The organism is Streptomyces sp. NPDC001902 (assembly GCF_042891295.1).
Lineage (GTDB): Bacteria > Actinomycetota > Actinomycetes > Streptomycetales > Streptomycetaceae > Actinacidiphila.
This window is the reverse complement of sequence record NZ_JBIATA010000006.1, coordinates 64,025-78,887: the sequence shown is the minus strand read 5'-3', so window position 1 is coordinate 78,887 and position 14,863 is coordinate 64,025. Positions and strand designations below refer to the sequence as shown.

Here is a 14,863-nt window from a genome sequence, read left to right as displayed (position 1 = left end):
AGAAGGAGACCGACCGATGGCTGCCGGCAATCTTGTCCTCGTCACCGGGGTCGGCGGCGTGGGCCGTGCCGTCCTCGAACTCCTGCGTGAGCAGGACGTACCGGTGCGCGCGATGGTCCGCCACGACGACGAGCGGGCGGACGCGCTGCGCGCGCTCGGCGCGGAGGTCGTCACCGGCGATCTGACCCGGCCCGAGACCGTGGCGGCGGCACTGGAGGGTGCGCGGCGGATGTACTTCGCGATGCCCGTCTCGACCGATCACCTGCTCGCGGCGACCGTGGTGGCGAGCGTCGCCCGCGCGTACGGGCGGCTGGACGCGCTGGTGGGCATGTCGCAGATGACGGTGTCGCAGATGACCGCGACCAGCACGGGGGAGTCCCACCAGCAGCGGCTGCACTGGCTGGCGGAGCAGGTGCTGAACTGGTCGGGCCTGCCGGTGGTCCACGTCCGCCCGACGTCCTTCCTGGACAATCCGCTGTTCACCGTACTGGCGGCACGGTCGATCCGGGAGACCGGGACGATCGCGCTGCCGTTCGGCACCGGGCGTACCTCCCCGGTGGCCGTGGAGGACGTCGCCCGCGTCGTCGCCACGGTCCTGCGCGACCCGGTCCCGCACGTCGGCCGGGTCCTGGAACTGACCGGGCCGCGCACGCTCGACATGGCCGAGATGGCCGAGGAGTTCTCCCGGGCGCTGGGACGTGAGGTGTCCTACGTCGACGTGCCGCCGGAGCGGTGGCGGGACGAGGTGCTCAGCCGGGCCGGTCTGCCGCCGCACGTCGAGGCCCACATCGCCACCATGGGCCGGCTGCACCGGGAGAACCGCTACGACCGGGCGTCCGACGACGTCGAGCGTGTGACGGGCGTGCCCGCCCGGACCGTCGAGCAGTTCGTCGCCGCCCGCCGGGACTTCTACCTGGGCTGAGCCCGCGCGGGGCCGCTCCGGCATCCCGCGGGGATGCCGGAGCGGGGTCCGCCGTGCGTCCGCGGGCCCGTGTTGCCGCCGCCGGTTTGATGACGAATCAAGCTACTTGCACGTACAAGTAATCCAATGTTCTACTTGCTTGACCGAGCAAATAGTGCGCGGGGGGGCTCAGCGCAGGCTGGGGGGAATGCCCGGGTACGAGTGGCGCACCGAGGTGGCGAACCCACCGGGAGGATGCGCGCTCCGGGAACGCCGGACCGACAGGACCCTCGTCGGGAGCGGCCGGCAGGCCGACGTGCCTGCCCTGACGCGGGATGCCGGTGGCCGACAGGCCCGACGGCATCCGTCCGCGCCCGATTTTCCCCAGGCCGCAGGTCGACCGCTCGGCATCGCCGTCCTGAGGCGCGCGGAACGACGCTCCCCGGACCCAGGGGAGCGCATGTGCGTCCCTTCGAAGCTCCGCCTCCCGCGCTCGTACCACCCAGAACAGGATGAACACTTACATGTCAACGACCAGCAGGCGGACCGTCCTCGGCATGGCCGGGGTCACCGCGGCGGCCGTCGCCGTCGCCGGCACCGGAGTCCTCGGCTCCGTCGGCGTCTTCGACGGCACGGCGGAGGCGGCCGACGCGCTGCACGGCGTGAACGAGCCCACGTTCACGACGTTGAAACCGTTCCGGGACGCGCTGCGCGTCCCGCCGACGCTGCGCCCCAAGAGCCATGGGATCACGGAGATCGACATGGTCCGGTCCTCGGTCCGGCTGCACTCCCAGATGCCGCCGACCCGGCTGTGGACCTACGCCGGCCACTTCCCCGGCCCGACCATCGAGGTCCGCAGCGGGGAGCGGGTCCGGATCGCCTGGAACAACAAGCTCAAGGGCAGGACGCCGGTCAAGGCGGTGTGGGTGAACCCCGAGGGGCCCGGCCCCGGCCTGCTGCCCTACAACCGGCCCGGTGCCGAGGGTGCCGCCGCCCGTCCCGAGGTCGAGCGGCTCACCGCCTGGACCACCGTCCATGTGCACGGCGGCCACCAGAACGCCCTGAGCGACGGCGCCGCGGAGTTCGGCGTCACCTCCGGTAACGGGCAGTTGGGGGAGTACGCCAACGACCAGGCGGCGACCCACCTCTTCTACCACGACCACGCCATGTCGGTGACCTCGCTCAACGTCCAGGCCGGTCTGGTCGGCAACTACGTGGTGCGCGACGCGGAGGAGGGCCGGCTCGGACTGCCCCGCGGCGAGCACGAGATCCCGCTGACGATCCAGGACGTCAACTTCGACACCGACGCCCAGGGCCGCCTCACCGGCCAGGTCCTCGCCAAGCGGATCCTGGGCGGCGGCGCGATGCCGATGCCGGGAACCATCCCGCCCGCCCTGGCGAGCCTGAACCCGTTCACGATGGTCAACGGCGTGGTGTGGCCGTACCTGGACGTGCAGGCCCGCGCCTACCGCTTCCGTCTGGTGAACGTCTCCACCACCCGCGTCTACCGCCTGGTCGTCGTCGACGAGGAGACCGGCAAGGTCGTGCGCGGCGCCATGAAGCTCATCGGCACCGACATGGGGCTGCTCGGCAAGCCGCAGACCATCGACGAGGCGATCTCCCTCTCGCCCGCCGAGCGCGCCGACGTCGTCGTCGACTTCGCGGCCTTCCCCGGGAGGAAGCTCAAGCTCGTCAACACGATCCCGGGCCAGACCGCCGGAGCGGCCCTGCCGGACTTCATGATCCCCTTCCCCGACGTCATGCAGTTCCGCGTCGAGAAGAAGCGCCGCGCGCTGCACCCGCTTCCGACAACGTTGTCGAAGTCGTTCCGCAAGCTCACCCTCGCCGATGTGCCCAAGGACGCCACCGAGCGCTTCGTCCTGCTCAGCTTCGACAGGACCGGCGCCATGCCCCAGATCTGGGAGATGGAGCAGGTCCCGGCCGACACGGCGCCGGGCACCGGCGTCGTGAGGGTCGACATGCCGGGCGGCACCCGGACGCTGCGTCGCACGGGCAGCATGTTCGAGGACACCACCACCTTCTTCGGCGCCTCCGGCACCTGGGAGAAGTGGCACTTCATCAGCGCCGCCCCCGAGGGCGTGCCCATCTACCACCCGATGCACATCCACCTGATGAACTTCCAGGTCGTCGACCGGCGGGCCGTCGACTCCTCCGGTGTGGACTTCGCCACGGCGCAGACCAGGAAGCCCATCACGGTCGGCGCTCCGGTCCCGGTCGCCCCGGAGGAGTCCGGCTGGAAGGACACCATCACCGTCAACGCCAACACCCTCGTCACCGTGGCGGGACGTCTCGCCGACCAGACCGGCAAGGTGATGTACCACTGCCACCTCCTCGACCACGAGGACGAGGGCATGATGCGGCCCTTCGTCGTCATGCCGTCGCCGGTCCACGACATCCACCGGATGCTGATGGACATGGGCCGGGGAATGGACGCGCACGACATGAAGCACATGAAGATGTAGCCCCCACCGCCCGGGCGTCCGGGCCCGGAGCGGTCCCGTCTCGGGCGGGACCGCTCCGGGCGGACCCGGACCCCGGGCCTACAGATCCAGCAGGGCCTGCTCGACGGCCTCGGTCAGCGCGGGGTGGATGTACAGCACCTCCCGGCCGACCTGGTCGGCCGTCTGCCCCAGTGCCATGGCCTGGATCAGCGGCTGGATGAGCGTCGCGGCCTGGGGACCGATGATGTGCGCGCCCAGGATCGTCCGGTCGTGGGGGTCCGCCAGGACCTTCACGAAACTGGTGGTGTCCTCCAGGGCCCATCCGTAGGCGGTGTCCGCGTAGTCGCGGACGCTCACCAGGTACGCGACGCCGCGGCGGCGCGCCTCCTGCTCGGTCAGTCCGACGCTCGCGATCTGCGGGCTGGTGAAGACCGCGTGCGGAGCGAGCTTGTTGGACAGGGTCTGCAGGTCGTCCGGGTGGAGCAGGTTGTGCCGTACGACACGGGACTCGGCGTTGGCCATGTGCTTGAGCTGGAAGTGGTTCACCGCGTCGCCGAGGGCCCAGACCCCCGGTACGGACGTGCGGTAGGTGTCGTCGGTCACGATGTGCCCGTGCCCGTCGAGTTCCAGCCCTCCGGCGGCCGCGTCCAGCCGGTCGGTGTTGGGCCGGCGGCCGGTGCAGACCAGCAGCATCTCTGCCTGGACGACCTGCTCGCCCTCGGCGCAGGTCACACTCACCTCGACACCGTCGGCGCGACGTTCGACGGCGGTGACGGTGGCGCCGAGGATGACCTGGTGCCGACGGGAGACGAGCTCGGTGAAGCGCTCGGACACCTGCTCGTCCTCGGCCATCAGCAGGCGCGGCCCCCGCTGGATGATGGTGACGTCCGACCCGAACGCGCCGAAGACGTGGCCGAACTCGGCCGCGATGAACCCGCCGCCGATGACGGCCAGCGAAGCGGGCGCGTCCTCGATCCGCATGATCGTGTCGGAGGTGTGGAACGGCACGGTGTCCAGTCCGGGGACGTCCGGCACGTCGGGCCGTGAGCCGACCGCGACGACGATGGTGTCGGCGGTGATCCGCTCCTCGCCCACCTGCAGCACTTTCGGCCCGACGAAGCGGGCCTCCCCGGTGTACACGTCGATGCCGTGGTCCCGTCGGTAGTCCACCGCGCTGTCGTGGAGCGGGTCGATCCGGTGGAACACCCGGTCGCGGACGGTCTTCCAGTCCACCGGTTCGACGGTGGCGCGGACCCCGAGGCGCGCGGCCGCCCGTGCGCCCTCGGCCGCGTCGGCGGCCACGACGAACATCTTGCTGGGGATGCAGCCCCGGTTCAGGCACGTACCGCCGAAGCGGCCCGGTTCGACGATGGCGCAGCGCAGGTGCGCGAACTCGTCCCCGATCAGCATGTTGCCGCTGCCCGCGCCGAGGACCACAAGATCGTAGTGCGCCATGTCCGCCCGCCTTCCGCCGGTCAGCAGATGTCCGGACGTCCTGGCTGCGGGGCGTGCCCCCGCGGGACGGCCCGCCCGTTTTGTGCCTGTTCGGTCCTTCGAGGTTCATATCACGGGCACGGGGCGCCGGGGGTGCACCAACGGTGCGACACAGCCGGAGGTCAGCCCGCCGTTCCGGCGGCCTGCTCCTTCCTGCGCTGCCGGTAGGCCCGCATGGACGCGCGGGAACCGCACCTCGGGCCGCAGTAGCCGGCCGAGCTGTTGCGCGTCCGGTCGAAGAAGCAGAAGTGGCACGGCTCGTGGCGGCACGCCCGCAGCCTGTCCCACACGCCCGCGTGCGCGAGTTCGGTGACGCTCGCCAGTACGGTCCCGAACAGCCCGGGGATGCCGCTCTGCGTGCTCGCCAAACGGGCTCCCTCGGCGGTGACGACCGTGGCCAGGGGGTAGCGGGCGGCGACGCCGCGAAGATGCTCCTCCGCCCGGGCGAGTGCCTCGGGTGTGGTGTTCTTGTCGCCCGCGTGCGCCAGCAGCACGGTGATCAGGGCGTCGCGCAGTTCGCGTGCGGCGGCCGCGTCGGCCTCGGTGACGTGGGTGGACCCCGTGCCCAGGTCGTGCTCCAGCAGCCATGCGTGCATGCTGCGGGCGTCCGTGAAGCGCTCCGGGAGCTGCCTCGGCCCCGAAGCGTGCGTGTTGAGGAACCGCAGGAGCGCGTGGACGGCTGCGGGCTGGGTCAGCGGACTGCGCTCGGTCGTGGGCGTCGGCATCGTGCGGGCCTCCCTTTCCCGGCCAGTCTAGACCACTCCCCGTTGTGGGTGAAACCGAGACGGTCGTCATTCTCTTCCCGTGTGGTGGAGTCCGGTGAGGAGCGATGGGGGAGCGGTGAGGTGTGTCACGCTCGCCCCATTTCGTGAGGATGCGCGTTGCGGGTTGCGACCTAATGGCCTACGGTCATCACCACGAAGACAGGCTGAGCCGCTCCAGTAGTTGCGGTTCGAAGCCCTTCGGCGACCCGGCCGGGGATCCGGCGTGTGGCGCCGGTGTGGCTCCGCCGTCCTCGTCCCCCGGAAAACGGTGACCGCCGGCGTGCGGCGCACCGTCGTCTACGAAGGAAGACCCCCATGTACACGAAGCTGGAACTTGTCGTGCTGCCCGTGACCGATGTCGACCGGGCCAAGGCGTTCTACGAGGCGCTGGGATTCCGCCTGGATCTGGACAAGGCCGTCAGTGAGGACTGGCGCGCGGTGCACTTCACCCCGCCGGGCTCGGAGTGCTCGGTGATGTTCGGTCAGGGGCTCACCTCCGCCGAGCCGGGCTCGGCCCAGGGGCTGTACCTTGCCGTCCTCGACATCGAGGAGGCCCGTGCGGAGCTGGTCGCCCGGGGCATCGAGGTGAGCGAGGTGTTCCACGACGCCGGCGGGCTGCTGTTCCACGGCCACGAGGGTGGGGAGATCACCCACCGGCAGGAGGGCCAGGGGCGGCTCGCGGGCCCGCAGCCCGACCGTGCCTCGTACGGCTCGTTCGCCACCTTCAGCGACCCGGACGGCAACGGCTGGGTGCTCCAGGAGATCAAGCAGCGGTTCCCCGGCCGCTGACCCACCCCCTCACCGCAGGGCGTACGGAGCCGTACGGACGCGGCCCCTCCTGCACCCAATACGTGCATATGCTCGTTCCTAGTGGAAGGAAACCCCGTGAACATGCCCCCCGTGGAGCCGTCCGAGCAGGACGGCCCCGGCGCGAGGCCGGTGTCGCACCGTGCCCCGCGCGGACTGTCACGACGCGCCTTCGTCGGCGGCGCGGCCGCCTCCGCCGTCACCGTCGCCGGCATCTCGCTGGCGGGCGGGTTGCCGTCGGCCTCCGCCACCCCGCCCCTGCGGACGCCGCACGGGTTCGGCTCGGTCTCCTCGGCGCCCCGGCTGCCGGCCGGGTTCACCAAGACCTTCAGCAGCCGCTTCGTGCGGGCCGGCGGGCTGCGCCAGCACGTGGTGACCGGAGGCGACGGGCCGCCGTTGCTCCTGGTGCACGGCTGGCCGCAGAACTGGTACGCGTGGCGCATGCTGATGCCGGAACTGGCCCGGCACCACACCGTCATCGCCGTCGACCAGCGCGGCATGGGCCTCACCGACAAGCCGATGGGCGGGTACGACACCCGCTCCCTGGCGGGCGACCTGGTCGCCCTGATGGACGCCCTGGGCCACGAGCGGTTCGCGGTCGTCGGCCACGACACCGGAATGATCATCAGCTACGCGCTGGCGGCCGACCACCCGGAGCGCGTCGCACGCGTGGCCCTCGCCGAGGTCCCCGGACCTCCGCGGAAGTCCGCCTCACCGATCCTCTTCGTGGACGAGCGGGACAACGACAGGCTCTGGCACATCCCGTTCAACCGGGTCGACCACGAGCTGACCGAACGGCTGGTCAGGGGGCGTGAAGCGGACTTCTTCGGCTACGAGTTCGACATCCAGGGCGGGGAGAAGCTGCCCCGGTACGCGCGCGAGTACTACGTCCGCCTCTTCTCCGACCCCGCGACGCTGCGCGGCAGCTTCGGGTTCTACCGCGCGTGGGACGGCACCACCGGTCAGAACGAGGACCGCGCGCGGAAGAAGCTGACGATGCCGGTCCTGGCGATCGGCGGATCCGAGAGCTGGGGCGGTGCCGTCGCGGGCGCGATGGAGCCCCTGGCGGAGGACGTACGGGGCGTGGTCCTCCGCGGCGCCGGTCACTGGGTCGCCGAGCAGGCACCCGAGGAGATGCTGGCGGAACTCGGCACGTTCCTCGCCCCGTACCGCCGCGCCGCCGGCGCCTCGCGGTAACCCCCGGCCGGGTCCGTCCCGGCGAACCCCACCCACAGACGGGAGGCACGGTGTTCTCCGACATCGGCCCGCTGGAGGTCCTGACGCTGCTCGTGGTGGCGGTCGTCCTCGTCGGACCCGACAGGCTACCCGGGCTGGTCTCCGACACCGTGCGTGCCCTGCGCGGGCTCCGTGAGCTCGCGCAGGGCGCCCGGGCGGGCCTCCGGGACGAACTCCCGCCCGAACTGCGGGACCTGGACCTCACGGACCTCGACCCGCGCGATCCGCCCGCCGGCGGCCACCGGCCGTGACGGGGCCGTCCGGCGGCGCCCGGATCCGCGTGCGGCACCTCGTCACCTCGGCACCTCAGAAGGGAACCAACCATGTTCGGAAGGCTCGGAGCACCCGAGATCCTGCTCATCCTCGTCGTCGTCCTCCTCCTCTTCGGGGCCAAACGGCTTCCCGACATGGCCCGTTCCTTCGGGCAGTCGCTCCGGATCCTCAGGAGCGAGACCAAGGCCATGCGGGAGGACGGCTCCGACGAACCCGCGGGTGCCGTGCGGACCGCGGCCCTCGGGCCCGGGGCCGCGACCGGTGAGCCCGGGGACGCGACCCCGCACACGGCGCCCGAGGCCACCGCGGCGGGCGCACCCCACCGGCGCTGAAGCGCCCCGGACGGACCGGCCATGACCACCCGTACCCCGCGTGACCCCGATCGGATGCCCCTCCGGGAGCACCTGCGCGAACTGCGCAACCGCCTGCTCAAGGCCGTCGGGGCGATCCTGCTCGTCACCGTCGCGGCAGCCCTGTTCCACCGGCAGCTCATCGGGTTCCTCATCGATCCGCTGCCCGGCTGTGCCCCCGGCCGCCTGACCGGGGCCTCCGGGGCGGACGGTGCGGGTCACTGCGGCGTGATCTCCCTCAACGGTCTCCTCTCGCCGTTCTCCCTCGCGCTCAAGGTGTCGCTCACCGCGGGAGTGGTCGGCGCGAGCCCGGTGTGGCTCTACCAGCTGTGGGCCTTCGTCGCGCCGGGACTGCACCGCCGCGAGCGGAAGTACACCCTGGCCTTCCTCGGGGCGGGCATCCCCCTGTTCCTGACCGGCGCCGCGGTGGCGTACCGGACGCTGCCGACGACCGCCCGGGTGCTGATCTCCTTCACGCCCGACAACGCCACCAACATCCTGCCCGTCGACGACTTCCTCGACCTGGCCACCCGCATGGTGATCGTCTTCGGCCTCTCCTTCGAACTCCCCGTGCTCCTCGTGCTGCTGAACTTCGGCGGGGTGATCAGCGCCCGGCGGATGACCGGCTGGTGGCGCGGCATGCTCATGGGGGTCGCCGCCTTCGCGGCGATCGCCACCCCCAGCACCGACCCGATCAGCATGCTGCTGCTCGCCACGCCCATCAGCCTGCTGTACGGGGCGGCGTGCGCGGTCGCCTGGTGCAACGACCGCCGGCGACGGCGCACCGCATCCGGTCGCCCCGACCCGGCCCCGGCCGCCGTCGAGGCCCCCGCCCCCGACGACGTCGCCGTCGGCCGGTCATGACGCGCCGCGGCGGGAGCCGCTCACTCCGCCCACGGTTCGAAGCCGGTGTCCAGCACGGCGTCGAGGAACCGGCGCAGCAGGGCCGCGTCGGCGGACCCGAACCGTTCCTCGAACCGGTTCTGGACGTCGTTCCAGAGGGGGAGCGCCGCCTTCATCCTGGCGAGGCCGTCCGGCGTGAGCGTGACGATCCGCGCGCGGCGGTCGGTCGCCGAGGTCTCGACGGTGACCAGGCCCTCCCGCGCGAGCGGCTTGAGGTTGGAGGCCATCGTCGTACGGTCCATCGCGATGATGTCGGCGAGGGCGGTGATCGTCATCTCTTCGTGGACGCTGAGCTGCTGCAGGATGCTGAACTGCGTCGCCCGCAGGCCGACCGGGGCGAGGGCCTTGTCGTAGGTCGCGCCGAGGTACCGGGCCGCCTTGCGCAGCGCCAGGTTGTTGCATGAGTCGGCTTTCGACGCCGCAGCGGTCATGATCTCCTCCCGAGCATCCTCCCCATGATATGAGCATCTGCTCCCACACGGGAACGAGAACGGCAGGCAGTGGCTGCCGGTGACCTACCGCGACCGTCGGAACGGACGAAACGGGTCATAATTCCGGATGGGTGAGGATTCCAGGATCCCGCCGTTAGGAAGCGTTCACTTCCTTCGCCGCGCAAGTAAACTAGAGGTATGTCAGACGTCATGCCGCGGCAGGAAGCGGCCCCCGAGGCGATAGTGCCGCTCAGTCCCGACGAGGAAGCGGTCGTCCGGTCGCTGAGTCGTGTCATCTACGCCCTGCCCCGTGTCATGGACGCTGATCTGGTCCGCGAGCAGCGGCTCCCGCTCATCGAGTACCTGACCCTGATGAACCTCTCCGAGGCGCCCGGTCGGCAGATGCGCATGAGCGACCTCGCCGGGGCCTGCGAACTGTCGGTCAGCGGGATGACGCGCGTCGTCCACCGGCTGGAGAACGACGGGCTCGTGCAGCGCGTCAAGTGCGCCGAGGACGCCCGCGGCTGGAACGCGGTCCTCACCGACGCCGGCCTCGCCCGCCTCAAGGAGGCGTGGCGGACCAACCTGATGTCCGTGCGCCGTCACTTCCTCGACCACCTCGAAGGCCTGGACCTCAAGGCGCTCGGCGCGGCCCTGAGGAACGTCGCCACCTGACCGCCCCGCACGGCCGAGGGGCCCACCCCGGCTCCCCGGCCACTCCGCCGTGGCAGAGGCGTGCCCCTGCCACGGCGCCCGGTCAGGCCTTCGCCGCGACCGGCTCCCCGGCCTCGGACGATGCCGCGCCCGCGCCGTCACCGGTGGTCCCGGCCGACGGCGTGACAGGGGTGTAGAAGACGCTGCCCTGACGACGGGACCGCTCGGCGAGCCCCTTCGCGACCAACGCCTCAAGGGCGTTGCGCACGACGGGGGCGCTCGGGGCGGAGCGATCCGGATGCCGCTTGGCCAGTGCGTCGACGAACTCACTGACCATGCGCGGCTCTTCATCGGCGGCGAGGACGTCCGCGACGAGGCCGCGCAGGGTCGGCTTCTCCTTGTCGCGGGACGGCGCCGCCTTCTTGCCGGCCTTCCGGGCCTTGGCCCCGCCGGCCGGCTTCCGTGTGCGGGGCCGCGGGACGGCCCGGGGAGCACCCTCCTCCGGCGCCCCGGCCACGTCGGCGGCCGGAACCACCTCGGCGGGAACCTCCTCGGCCGGGACTTCTCCGGCCTGCACGGCATCGGCAGGTTCGTCGCGCGGGGCGACGCGGCGTCCACCGGTCGTCACGCTGCCCTGCAGCCGGGTCAGCCAGGCCCGCTCGTCCTCGAGCCGGGTCAGGCGGGCCTGGAGCCCGGCCACCTGCTCCCGGACCGCTTCCTGTTCCTTGGCGTTGTTCTCCAGGTCCTCTGCGAGACGCGCCGCATACCGGTCCTGAATGGTTGTGTTGTGGGACACGACAGCCGCTTCCTGGTGTATGGGATGTTGCTGCCGGATCGTACCCATCCTCCGCCCTCACCGTGCGGAACCGCCCCGTACTGCGCGAGTTGGGGCGGTGTTCACCGTGGGCGTCCCGGCCGAACGCCCCGCCGCCGCAAGTCCCGTGCGGGGCAGGCCCGTGAGCGGCCCGGGGGGGGGGACGTGCTCGACCCAACTCGACTTTCTTCTAGGCGTAGTTGAGATGCCTCTTCACGGTGCCGGGGTTCAGGTGCGGCGTCCCGCCCCGCGGTGGGGGAGGAGCCCTTGACGGGCGAACCCACGTACGGTCAGGACAAGTTCGAGGGAACCCCACCGGGTGAGTCGCCGTTGACGGCCCTCCTGAGCCGCCGGCCCCCGCCCTCAGGCCCGCCAGATGTTGTCGAAGGCCGCCTTCTCGATGTCCTTCCGCTGCCGCACCGACTGCAGTTCCTCGACGGCGTTGTGGACCGCGGCCAGCACCGTCTCCACGGCGTCGTCGCCGACGTCGGCGAGGTCGCCGGCGGTCCGGTCCCCGGGGACCCCGGCGGCGGAGGCGAGGGCGGCCAGCACTGGCTCCCCGGAGGACCGGCGGCCGAGCGCCTCCCGGCGGGCGGGGGAGTCCAGCAGCACCTGCTCCCCGGTGGCCCAGGGCCGCCACCGGGGGCGGCTCACGGCGGTCAGGCCGGTCGCCTGCAGCGCGCCGCGGTAGACCGAGGAGAGGTTGCGGCCCCTGCGCCACAGCCAGTCCTCGACCGACTCGTAGGGCTCCTGGTCGACGAGCGCCGACGCCGCCTGGTCCAGCAGGTGGTCACCGGTGGCCGGCCCGTGCGCCGGCACCAGGCGGTCACCGTCCAGGGTGACCGCCCGCGCTCCGAGGAGGTCGATCACCTCGGCCCCCGCGAGCGCGAGCGACAGGTCGCCCGGTTCGACGGGAGGGCTCGAAGGCGCATCCATGCTGACGATCATCAGGTCCTGCGGCGTGGTCATGGCGGCTCCCGTCGAAGAGATCAACAACGATACGTCGCCGCGGGCCGCCGTCCGCCGTTCCCGGCGCACGGCGAGCCGCCCCTCGCGGTGCGTGCGGGGCCGGGCGGTGCCCGGTCAGGGGTTCGTCCAGGCGCTGGGGGCCTCCGTCAGGGCCAGGACGCCGCGCGGCAGTTCGGCCCCGGCGACGTCGGCGAGCGACACGCCTTCGAGGATCTCGCGCACGTTGGACCGCAGCGCGATCCACAACGGCAGCAGCGACTCGGCGGGGCCCGTGTACGCCAGGTCCGGGGGGCGGACCCCGCGGACCGAGACGAGCGGTCCGTCGACGGCGCGGATGACGTCGGCGATGCTGATGGACCCGGCGGGCCTGGCCAGGCGGTAGCCGCCGTTGCCGCCCCGCTGGCTGAGGACGAGACCGGCGCGGCGCATCTCGTTGAGGATGCCCTCGAGGAACTTGTGCGGGATGTCCTGGGCGGCGGCGATGGCCTCGGCCTTCATCGGCCCGGCCTCCGGTGACGCGGCGAGCTGCAGCGCGGCACGTACCGCGTAGTCCGCCCTGGCTGAGATCCGCATGGGCGCATTATCCCGTCGGGTGCCGGTGGTGTCGGTTCCGGGTCAAACAGGCAGCGTGAACGGGGGGTGCGTGCCGTTGAGGAAGTAGTCCCCGACGTCGCGGAGGCGGGGGGCCACGGGCTCGTACAGGGTGTGGCTGCGCGCGTTGCGCCAGAAACGGTCCAGGCCCAGGCGCGCGGACGCGGAGCGGGGCCCGATGACGTCCAGGGCGCGCGTCGTGCTCTCCCGCACGGCGGTGGACGTCGCGACCTCGGCCACGGCCACGAGCGCCGAGATCTCCGCGCACTCCTCGTAGCCGAGGGCCTCCCCTCGGGCCAGGCCGCCCTCCAGTGCCTCCAGCGCCTGACCGGCGAGCGCGGAGGCGGAGCGGGTGAGGACGGTCAGCTCGCCGAACGCGGCGAGCACGTGGGGGTCCTGGGGCGATCCGGCCGGCCACTCCGGGTGCCACGGCCGCTGGCCCGCCCTGCTGTACTCGCGGGCCTCGGCGAGCACGCCCTCGGCCGTGCCGAGCCGGAGCTGGACCGACATCAGACGTCCCAGCGGCGAGGCCAGCGAGGCCAGGGGCGGCAGGACCTCCTCCTCTGCGGAGAGCGAACCGAGCACCTCGTCGGCGGTGACCGCCACGGAGGCGAACTCCACGCCGCCCCCGGCGGCGAGCCGCTGGCCGAAGGTTTCGTCCTCCGCGCCGACCGCGACGCCGTGCCGGGCGGGGTCGACGGCGACGGCGAGCGGTTCCCCGGTGTCGGCCCGCACGGCGCGCACGGCGATGCGGTCGGCGACGAGGACGCCCGTGACGTAGCTCTGCCGGCCTTCCAGCCGGTAGCCGCCCGTGGTCCTGGCCAGCGTCAGCGGCGGGTCCTGGCGGGCGAACCCACCGCCCCAGCACCACTGCCCGGCCGCGGAACGCCGTTCCAGCCCCGTGGCGGCCGAGGGCCCGGTGAGGAGCCGGGCGCTCCACGATACGAAGTAGTGCGTGCCGAGCAGTTGGGCGATCGCGGCGTCGGCCGCCGCGATCTCGCGGACCACGGCGTACGCCGTGGCCCAGTCCGCGCCCCCGCCGCCGGACCCGGCGGGCACCAGCAGCGGCAGCAGCCCCGCCTCGCGCAGCCGGGAGACCTCGTCGAACGGGGGCTTGCCGGCCTGGTCCCTGGCGACCGCGTCCGTGGCCAGGTCGTCCGCCGTCTCACGGGCCACCCGCAGCCAGTGCGCGCGGCCGGGCCCGGTCGGTTCCGGTTCCGGTTCCGGCTCCGGCGGCGGTGCGGAGCCGGACGGCGCGGTCTCAACGTCCATGGGCGTCTGGGGCACGTTCCTCATCCTGCGCAGCCTGTCGGACCACCGTCAATGCTTTCCCATCAATTCAATAGGAAATACTCGGCGCCGACCGCATCACGGGGTGCCCGCGGCGGTCCTGCGGATGGCGATGCAGGCGATGTCGTCGTTGAGGCCGCCGTCGCTGTGGCGGAGGAGGGCCTGGTGAAGGAGGCGCAGGAACCCGGCCGGTGCGGTGGTGGCGGCCTGCCGGCTCCAGGCGGTGAGGGGGAAGAAGGCGCCGCCCGGGTCGCGGGTCTCGCTCACGCCGTCGGTGTAGAGCAGCAGCAGGTCGCCGACGGCCAGGGGAACGCGGTCGACGTGGTAGCCGGCGCCGACAAGTGCCGCCAGGTTGACCGGTGGTGAGGGGGCCACCGGTTCGATGGCCCGGGTGCGGCCGTCGTGCACCAGCAGGGCAGGCGGGTGCCCGCAGCTGAGCACGGAGGCATGGTCGGCTGCGGGCGGGATCTCCACGATGACGGCGGTGGCGAAGCGTTCGCAGTCGTCCTCGGCGGGCACCGCCGCGGAGTACCGGGTGATGGTGGTCTCCAGACGGTGCGCGAGGTGCGCCAGGTCGGGGCCTCGTAGGCGGCCTCGTGGAAGGACCCGAGGAGGGCGGCCGAAACCCCCACGGCGCGCAGGCCCTTGCCGCGGACGTCCCCGAGGATCAGGCGCAGGCCGTGGGGGGTATCGGCCGCGGTGTAGAAGTCGCCCCCGATGCGCGCCTGGGGGGCCGCGGCGAGGTAGAGGGTCGCGATCTCCAGGTTCCTGATGCGTTCGGGTACCGGCCTGAGGAGGACCTCCTGCGTCGCGTCGGCGACGGCGCGGACCTGGGCGAGGGTGTGTTCGCGCTGCAGGCGCAGGTGGCTGGCGTAGGCGGCGGCCAGACTGACGGCGCCGATCGCCCCGGCGGTGTAGAGGGCG

16 protein-coding genes are annotated in these 14,863 nt (G+C 72.3%); 8 read left to right on the top strand and 8 right to left on the bottom strand.

From position 1 onward, the window contains the following. The first annotated feature begins 16 nt into the window (after positions 1-16). The gene (locus ACFYYN_RS12995; protein ID WP_500545783.1) at positions 17-922 is read left to right on the top strand and encodes an NmrA family NAD(P)-binding protein; all 906 of its coding nucleotides are present in this window, start codon (positions 17-19) and stop codon (positions 920-922) included. Between the two features lie 503 nt (positions 923-1,425). After that, positions 1,426-3,384: a multicopper oxidase family protein gene (locus tag ACFYYN_RS12990; protein ID WP_500545782.1), complete on the top strand. Its 1,959-nt coding sequence runs from the start codon at positions 1,426-1,428 to the stop codon at positions 3,382-3,384. Positions 3,385-3,462: 78 nt separating this feature from the next. Here the strand turns inward: ACFYYN_RS12990 and ACFYYN_RS12985 are convergent, their stop codons facing one another. Beyond that, positions 3,463-4,818: a mycothione reductase gene (locus tag ACFYYN_RS12985; protein WP_500545781.1), complete on the bottom strand. Its 1,356-nt coding sequence runs from the start codon at positions 4,816-4,818 to the stop codon at positions 3,463-3,465. 161 nt (positions 4,819-4,979) lie between these two features. Further along, entirely contained in the window at positions 4,980-5,582 is a 603-nt protein-coding gene (locus ACFYYN_RS12980) for a CGNR zinc finger domain-containing protein (protein ID WP_500545780.1), read from the bottom strand. A gap of 354 nt (positions 5,583-5,936) precedes the next feature. On the opposite strand from ACFYYN_RS12980, the gene ACFYYN_RS12975 reads away from it, so the two are divergent. The 5 genes from ACFYYN_RS12975 to tatC all read left to right on the top strand — a co-directional run bounded on the left by ACFYYN_RS12975 (position 5,937) and on the right by tatC (position 9,151). Next, positions 5,937-6,410: a VOC family protein gene (locus tag ACFYYN_RS12975; protein ID WP_500545779.1), complete on the top strand. Its 474-nt coding sequence runs from the start codon at positions 5,937-5,939 to the stop codon at positions 6,408-6,410. Between the two features lie 102 nt (positions 6,411-6,512). Then, positions 6,513-7,625, top strand: a complete 1,113-nt coding sequence (locus ACFYYN_RS12970; protein ID WP_500323715.1) for an alpha/beta fold hydrolase — start codon at positions 6,513-6,515, stop codon at positions 7,623-7,625. A gap of 50 nt (positions 7,626-7,675) precedes the next feature. Beyond that, complete coding sequence (locus ACFYYN_RS12965; protein ID WP_499516191.1) at positions 7,676-7,915, top strand: twin-arginine translocase TatA/TatE family subunit; 240 nt, start codon at positions 7,676-7,678, stop codon at positions 7,913-7,915. Between the two features lie 72 nt (positions 7,916-7,987). Beyond that, positions 7,988-8,269, top strand: a complete 282-nt coding sequence (gene tatA / locus ACFYYN_RS12960) for a Sec-independent protein translocase subunit TatA (RefSeq protein ID WP_500545778.1) — start codon at positions 7,988-7,990, stop codon at positions 8,267-8,269. A 21-nt stretch (positions 8,270-8,290) separates the two neighbouring features. Further along, on the top strand, positions 8,291-9,151 hold the full coding sequence (tatC, locus tag ACFYYN_RS12955; RefSeq protein WP_500545777.1) for a twin-arginine translocase subunit TatC: 861 nt from the start codon (positions 8,291-8,293) through the stop codon (positions 9,149-9,151). Positions 9,152-9,171: 20 nt separating this feature from the next. On the opposite strand, the gene ACFYYN_RS12950 is transcribed toward tatC, so the two are convergent. Continuing rightward, complete coding sequence (locus tag ACFYYN_RS12950; protein ID WP_500323659.1) at positions 9,172-9,621, bottom strand: MarR family winged helix-turn-helix transcriptional regulator; 450 nt, start codon at positions 9,619-9,621, stop codon at positions 9,172-9,174. A gap of 198 nt (positions 9,622-9,819) precedes the next feature. Between ACFYYN_RS12950 and ACFYYN_RS12945 the strand changes: the two genes are divergently transcribed. Then, complete coding sequence (locus ACFYYN_RS12945; RefSeq protein WP_500545776.1) at positions 9,820-10,296, top strand: MarR family winged helix-turn-helix transcriptional regulator; 477 nt, start codon at positions 9,820-9,822, stop codon at positions 10,294-10,296. Positions 10,297-10,378: 82 nt separating this feature from the next. On the opposite strand, the gene ACFYYN_RS12940 is transcribed toward ACFYYN_RS12945, so the two are convergent. The 5 genes from ACFYYN_RS12940 to ACFYYN_RS12920 form a co-directional block, all read right to left on the bottom strand. Beyond that, positions 10,379-11,071 (bottom strand): hypothetical protein, encoded by a 693-nt coding sequence (locus ACFYYN_RS12940; RefSeq protein WP_500545775.1) that lies wholly within the window; start codon positions 11,069-11,071, stop codon positions 10,379-10,381. A 381-nt stretch (positions 11,072-11,452) separates the two neighbouring features. Then, complete coding sequence (locus ACFYYN_RS12935; protein ID WP_500545773.1) at positions 11,453-12,058, bottom strand: GOLPH3/VPS74 family protein; 606 nt, start codon at positions 12,056-12,058, stop codon at positions 11,453-11,455. Between the two features lie 114 nt (positions 12,059-12,172). Next, complete coding sequence (locus ACFYYN_RS12930) at positions 12,173-12,631, bottom strand: RrF2 family transcriptional regulator (RefSeq protein WP_500323664.1); 459 nt, start codon at positions 12,629-12,631, stop codon at positions 12,173-12,175. A gap of 42 nt (positions 12,632-12,673) precedes the next feature. Then, positions 12,674-13,921 carry an acyl-CoA dehydrogenase family protein gene (locus tag ACFYYN_RS12925; protein ID WP_500545950.1) on the bottom strand — a complete coding sequence of 416 codons (1,248 nt, stop codon included), beginning with the start codon at positions 13,919-13,921 and terminating at the stop codon, positions 12,674-12,676. Between the two features lie 96 nt (positions 13,922-14,017). Beyond that, positions 14,018-14,479 carry a PP2C family protein-serine/threonine phosphatase gene (locus ACFYYN_RS12920; protein WP_500545949.1) on the bottom strand — a complete coding sequence of 154 codons (462 nt, stop codon included), beginning with the start codon at positions 14,477-14,479 and terminating at the stop codon, positions 14,018-14,020. Between the last annotated feature and the right edge of the window lie 384 nt (positions 14,480-14,863).

What these genes read in the sequence shown, in the direction of transcription:
- ACFYYN_RS12995 (WP_500545783.1), top strand. Translation starts at nt 17, where the DNA reads ATGGCTGCCGGCAATCTTGTCCTCGTCACCGGGGTCGGCGGCGTGGGC.
- ACFYYN_RS12990 (WP_500545782.1), top strand. Translation starts at nt 1,426, where the DNA reads ATGTCAACGACCAGCAGGCGGACCGTCCTCGGCATGGCCGGGGTCACC.
- ACFYYN_RS12985 (WP_500545781.1), bottom strand. Translation starts at nt 4,818, where the DNA reads ATGGCGCACTACGATCTTGTGGTCCTCGGCGCGGGCAGCGGCAACATG.
- ACFYYN_RS12980 (WP_500545780.1), bottom strand. Translation starts at nt 5,582, where the DNA reads ATGCCGACGCCCACGACCGAGCGCAGTCCGCTGACCCAGCCCGCAGCC.
- ACFYYN_RS12975 (WP_500545779.1), top strand. Translation starts at nt 5,937, where the DNA reads ATGTACACGAAGCTGGAACTTGTCGTGCTGCCCGTGACCGATGTCGAC.
- ACFYYN_RS12970 (WP_500323715.1), top strand. Translation starts at nt 6,513, where the DNA reads ATGCCCCCCGTGGAGCCGTCCGAGCAGGACGGCCCCGGCGCGAGGCCG.
- tatA (WP_500545778.1), top strand. Translation starts at nt 7,988, where the DNA reads ATGTTCGGAAGGCTCGGAGCACCCGAGATCCTGCTCATCCTCGTCGTC.
- tatC (WP_500545777.1), top strand. Translation starts at nt 8,291, where the DNA reads ATGACCACCCGTACCCCGCGTGACCCCGATCGGATGCCCCTCCGGGAG.
- ACFYYN_RS12950 (WP_500323659.1), bottom strand. Translation starts at nt 9,621, where the DNA reads ATGACCGCTGCGGCGTCGAAAGCCGACTCATGCAACAACCTGGCGCTG.
- ACFYYN_RS12945 (WP_500545776.1), top strand. Translation starts at nt 9,820, where the DNA reads ATGTCAGACGTCATGCCGCGGCAGGAAGCGGCCCCCGAGGCGATAGTG.
- ACFYYN_RS12935 (WP_500545773.1), bottom strand. Translation starts at nt 12,058, where the DNA reads ATGACCACGCCGCAGGACCTGATGATCGTCAGCATGGATGCGCCTTCG.
- ACFYYN_RS12930 (WP_500323664.1), bottom strand. Translation starts at nt 12,631, where the DNA reads ATGCGGATCTCAGCCAGGGCGGACTACGCGGTACGTGCCGCGCTGCAG.
- ACFYYN_RS12925 (WP_500545950.1), bottom strand. Translation starts at nt 13,921, where the DNA reads ATGGACGTTGAGACCGCGCCGTCCGGCTCCGCACCGCCGCCGGAGCCG.